Raw genomic sequence first — 4,248 nt, 5'->3', positions numbered from 1 at the left:
TACACTCTTTCCCTACACGACGCTCTTCCGATCTATGGATGAAAAAGATTCTACTAAACTTAATGACATAATACTGGGCTATAGAAATTGACTAGTATCGCTTATTTTTCAGATTATTTATATGCGGTTGCCCTGCTCAGCGATACTATTTAAAGGCAGGTTTTTTATGCTCAAGAATGTACCTGCAAGAATTCGTTCAAAATTTTCTTGGTCAAATTCTGTTCTACCCGAACGTAAAGAAGCTTTATTATTGGGTAAGCGAGAGACAGGTAATACAACAAAGTTACGCCAGTGCCAAGTACCTTGGCTAAGGGTGGTATCAAGGCCGGTAAAATTATTAATCGTATTGCGGAATCGATTGCGGGCAATTAAGCGGCGACTGCCAACATCCATAGTCTGCCGTCCCACCTTGATTTTAAACTTTAAGCCGCTGTTAAAGAGGTCGCTGCTTTGCCAAGCTAAGTAAGCTTGTAATAAGTCCGTTTGATTAATTAAACTGGTGCTCATTGGTGTGTTGCTGCCCTCTAAAGTAATACGTGAATCAATAAACTCCGTGCCGAGTTCAACATTATTGTAGTTAATGCCCAGAAATACATTGGTACGAAAGGCTATCACTTGATCGCCGCCAGATTGACCTTTTTTGAATGCGCTATCATAACCTTCGTAACGAGTTCGATGGTCAATTTTTAAGGTTACCCAGTGCGGGAGATTGAGTTGTTTTTGTACGCTCCAGTTTTCGCTTGCTTGATTTAGGCCACTATAAAGTCCTAGTGTCAAAGCGCAGCAGTGTGCTAGTTTTTTATTTTTTATCATAATATGTTTAAAATTACATAAATAAAAATTAATTGTCTTATTTATAGGTATTTCAGCATATAATTTAAATTAAAAAAATAGGTTTAATATTTCATAATAAGAGGTTTATGGGTGAGCATACAATTAACTTTGCGCTGGGTTTGTGTTGCGGATGAGTCATACGAGATACCGTTGGACTTATTTTCCTTATTACAAGCAATAGTCGATAACGGTTCTTTGCGCGCAGCAACCGAGGAATGTCAGCTATCTTATCGTCATGCTTGGGGGATGTTGCAGCTTTGGCAGCAACACTTTAAGCATCCTTTAGTAGAATTAAAAAGAGGGCGAGGTAATGGTGCTATATTAACGGCATTCGGTGAAAAATTATTATGGGAATATCAGCGTATCGCTGCTCGGCTTGAGCCTGAATTGGCCAGTTTGGCCTCAGAGTTATCTTCTGAATTGGCCGCTTTAATGCAAATGGGGCCGCAGAGTCATTTACGCATTGCGGCAAGTCATGGCTTAGTGATTGCTAATTTACGCGATTTGGCACAAAAAACGCAGGGGTTAAATTTAGATGTCCAGTTTCATGGTAGCTTAGATAGCTTGCAGCACTATAGAGCAGGGCGCTATGATATGGCGGGATTTCATTTGCCTGAAGGTAAGTTAGGTAAGGCTCTACTGCCAAGAGTCAAACGTTTAATTAATTCAGAAACGGATTGCTTGGTTTATGCACTACGCCGTCAACAGGGGTTAATGATGGCACTTAATAATCCCAAAAATATTCAGAATTTGAGTGACTTAACACGCTCTGATGTTAAATTCATTAATCGTCAGCGCAATTCGGGTAGTCGTCTTACTTTAGATGAAATGTTATGCCGGGCAGGTATTGATAGTGCCTTGATTGATGGCTATGCTAATGAAGAATTTACTCATAGCGCGGTAGCTGCCATAGTGGCAAGTGGTGCGGCAGATTGTGGTTTTGGTCTGCAAGCTGCAGCAGCACAATTTAATTTAGCATTTATTCCTTTTAACTGGGAGTCTTATTGGTTCGTTTTACCCAAAGCCAAGGCAGACCAAGTTTTATTCCGCTCATTTATTGAGCTATTAGGTAGTCATGCGTTTAAACTGAGTGTCGCTGGTGTACAGGGTTATGATGTCAGCCGTTCGGGAGTTGTGGTTACGCCTAGTCATGATTTATCTATTTTGTTATTTTAATTGATGATTTACCAATTCAATAACCTACAATTTTATTATGCTGATAAGCTTGCTTTATCATTGGATCAAGTAACGATTGAGCAAGGTAAGACAACGGCTTTAATTGGTGCGAATGGCTCAGGAAAAAGTACTTTATTGAACCTCTGTGCTTTTCTGGCAAGCCCGCAGCAAGGTGAGTTATTTTTTAACGGTAGTCCAGTTAAACTGTCTGATTTAATAACCTATAGACGGCGTGTTGGTTTTCTTGCGCAAAAGCCATTTATGTTGTGTGGTACAGTCTTTGATAATATTGACCTAGCTTTAAGAATACACGGTAAAAAACAACGTGCTGAGAAAATACAGCGCGTGTTGCGACAATTAGATATAGAGCACTGTGCAGGACAACAAGCAAAGCAATTGTCAGGTGGTGAATTACAAAAATCTGCTTTAGCGCGGATGTTAGTATTAGAGCCAGAAGTTTTATTATTGGATGAACCTTTTAGCTATTTGGATCAAAGTAGTGCCCAGTCTTTAGAGTTATTTTTACGACGGTATGCACAGGCAGTAGGGCAGACCTTAGTCTTTAGTACGCATGACCGTTTGCAGGGCTTTGCCTTAGCCGATGAAGTGCTAGCCTTAGCTCAAGGCAAACGCGTACATAGCCCTTTGATTAATTTGTTCACTGGCGTTGTACGGGAGCATGTTTTTTATAGTGGTGCGATGCGTATTAATTTGCCTGAGGGTGTCGTTTCTGGGCATCATGCTTCTATTAATCCGCAAGATATTGTTTTATCCACCGAGGCATTAGTTTCTAGTATGCGTAATTGTATGCAAGGGCGTATTGTCATGATCGCAGAAGAGGGTGGTAGTATTCTGGTAAATGTTGATACGGGTGTAATTTTTCAGGTATTAATTACTTATCAATCTTTGCGTGAGTTAAATATCCATCTAGGTGATAAAATATGGCTCAATTTTAAATCTAACTCAGTGGTGATATTTTGAGTAAAGCCAAGGCCAAAAACAAAATAAAAACCAAAGGCAAAGCGACATCAAAAAATGTTGTCTTACCAGGCCCTATGCGTATGGTTTGGGGGGCTTTGGCTGCTTATTGGTTAAGAGATATTATTCATCCTGCTTTTACTTTGATTGCTGTGATGATTTTGTTGATGATTCCTGTTTTAATTGCCAATATGTTTTTTCCACAGCCTAAACCGGTAGTGCATGATGATGCTGGTGATGATGTGTCAGTAGAAGATAGTGAGCAAGAGGACGCCGCAGAGAGTACTTAAATGTGAGCTATAACTTAGCGGAATACTTATATCTAATATGTACTGGCTTAAAATGGTAGCCTGAGTGTGGACAAGCGGGAGTAGTTCACCTGATGATTCTAGTCACTAATAAATCGCAACAAAAAAACTATGAGCCGATACTCTAAAAAGACACAAACATCCCCAGAAACACAGGAAGAAGCATTGAAGGTGGCGAAAGCTACGCAACGTCCAGGACAAACTAAAGAGCAGACAAAACTCATTGCACAAGGCATTCAAAAAGGCATCGAGTTGTATAAAAAACAACAAAAAGAAAGGTCGCGTGAGCTAAATAAAAAGTTAAAAAAAGTTTCAGGTCGTTTAAGTCAATTAAATGCGCCGGAAATAGAGGAAGGGGGTGTTGAACCAGAATTTATTTATCGTCAGCATTGGTTGCCATGGCTTTTATTAGGCATCAGTTGGGCGGGGTTTGTAGCTTTTGTTTTGTTTGGAAACTAACGGCGAGGCGCGACCTTAGCTTGCCCGTGTGCTATTTTTATTGAGTACGCCTATTGATAAGTTAACCCCTTATGTTTTAGCCAGCCATGCTTATGATTACCTCGAGGGTCACGGTGAGTCCAGTGCACTACACCGCCTTTTTTATTCCATTCATATTCACCATAAAATTCAATAATATCTCCTATGCGTAAGGAATTGATGCGAGGTGCTAAGTCTATATTGTGTGCGATTAATATTGTATTTCCCGATGCAAGTTTAACCAGGAATTTTTGATGCTGGCTGCCTTTTATATCATCTCTAAGTGTGCGTATAACGGTACCTGAGCCATTAACCTGGATATCACTTTGTTGATTCTGATAGGCATTGTTAAGGAATGAGCACAAATTAATTTAGGCAAGTTCAATTTAAGAATTATAATGATGCAACTCATAAACTTTATTTAAAATCGACCCAAGATAAAACCTTACTCAAAAGAAATTGAAGCGCAGATGCG

6 protein-coding genes are annotated in these 4,248 nt (G+C 39.7%); 4 read left to right on the top strand and 2 right to left on the bottom strand.

Annotated elements, in window-relative coordinates; translation table 11 throughout:
• Positions 1–117: 117 nt before the first annotated feature.
• Positions 118–813 (bottom strand): alginate export family protein, encoded by a 696-nt coding sequence (locus tag BQ7314_RS14790; protein ID WP_174484461.1) that lies wholly within the window; start codon positions 811–813, stop codon positions 118–120.
• A gap of 111 nt (positions 814–924) precedes the next feature.
• Between BQ7314_RS14790 and BQ7314_RS14785 the strand changes: the two genes are divergently transcribed.
• The 4 genes from BQ7314_RS14785 to BQ7314_RS14770 all read left to right on the top strand — a co-directional run bounded on the left by BQ7314_RS14785 (position 925) and on the right by BQ7314_RS14770 (position 3,755).
• Complete coding sequence (locus BQ7314_RS14785) at positions 925–2,010, top strand: substrate-binding domain-containing protein (protein WP_174484460.1); 1,086 nt, start codon at positions 925–927, stop codon at positions 2,008–2,010.
• A 3-nt stretch (positions 2,011–2,013) separates the two neighbouring features.
• Complete coding sequence (locus BQ7314_RS14780; protein ID WP_174484459.1) at positions 2,014–2,991, top strand: ATP-binding cassette domain-containing protein; 978 nt, start codon at positions 2,014–2,016, stop codon at positions 2,989–2,991.
• On the top strand, positions 2,988–3,278 hold the full coding sequence (locus BQ7314_RS14775; protein WP_174484458.1) for a hypothetical protein: 291 nt from the start codon (positions 2,988–2,990) through the stop codon (positions 3,276–3,278). Before BQ7314_RS14780 ends, BQ7314_RS14775 begins: the two co-directional genes overlap by 4 nt.
• Before the next feature lie 129 nt (positions 3,279–3,407).
• Positions 3,408–3,755, top strand: a complete 348-nt coding sequence (locus BQ7314_RS14770; RefSeq protein WP_174484457.1) for a DUF2956 domain-containing protein — start codon at positions 3,408–3,410, stop codon at positions 3,753–3,755.
• Between the two features lie 50 nt (positions 3,756–3,805).
• Here the strand turns inward: BQ7314_RS14770 and BQ7314_RS14765 are convergent, their stop codons facing one another.
• Complete coding sequence (locus BQ7314_RS14765) at positions 3,806–4,138, bottom strand: DUF3465 domain-containing protein (protein ID WP_245395021.1); 333 nt, start codon at positions 4,136–4,138, stop codon at positions 3,806–3,808.
• Positions 4,139–4,248: the final 110 nt, after the last annotated feature.

The organism is methanotrophic endosymbiont of Bathymodiolus puteoserpentis (Logatchev) (assembly GCF_900128525.1).
Taxonomy (GTDB): domain Bacteria; phylum Pseudomonadota; class Gammaproteobacteria; order Methylococcales; family Methylomonadaceae; genus Methyloprofundus.
This window is presented reverse-complemented; position numbering and strand designations above follow the sequence as displayed.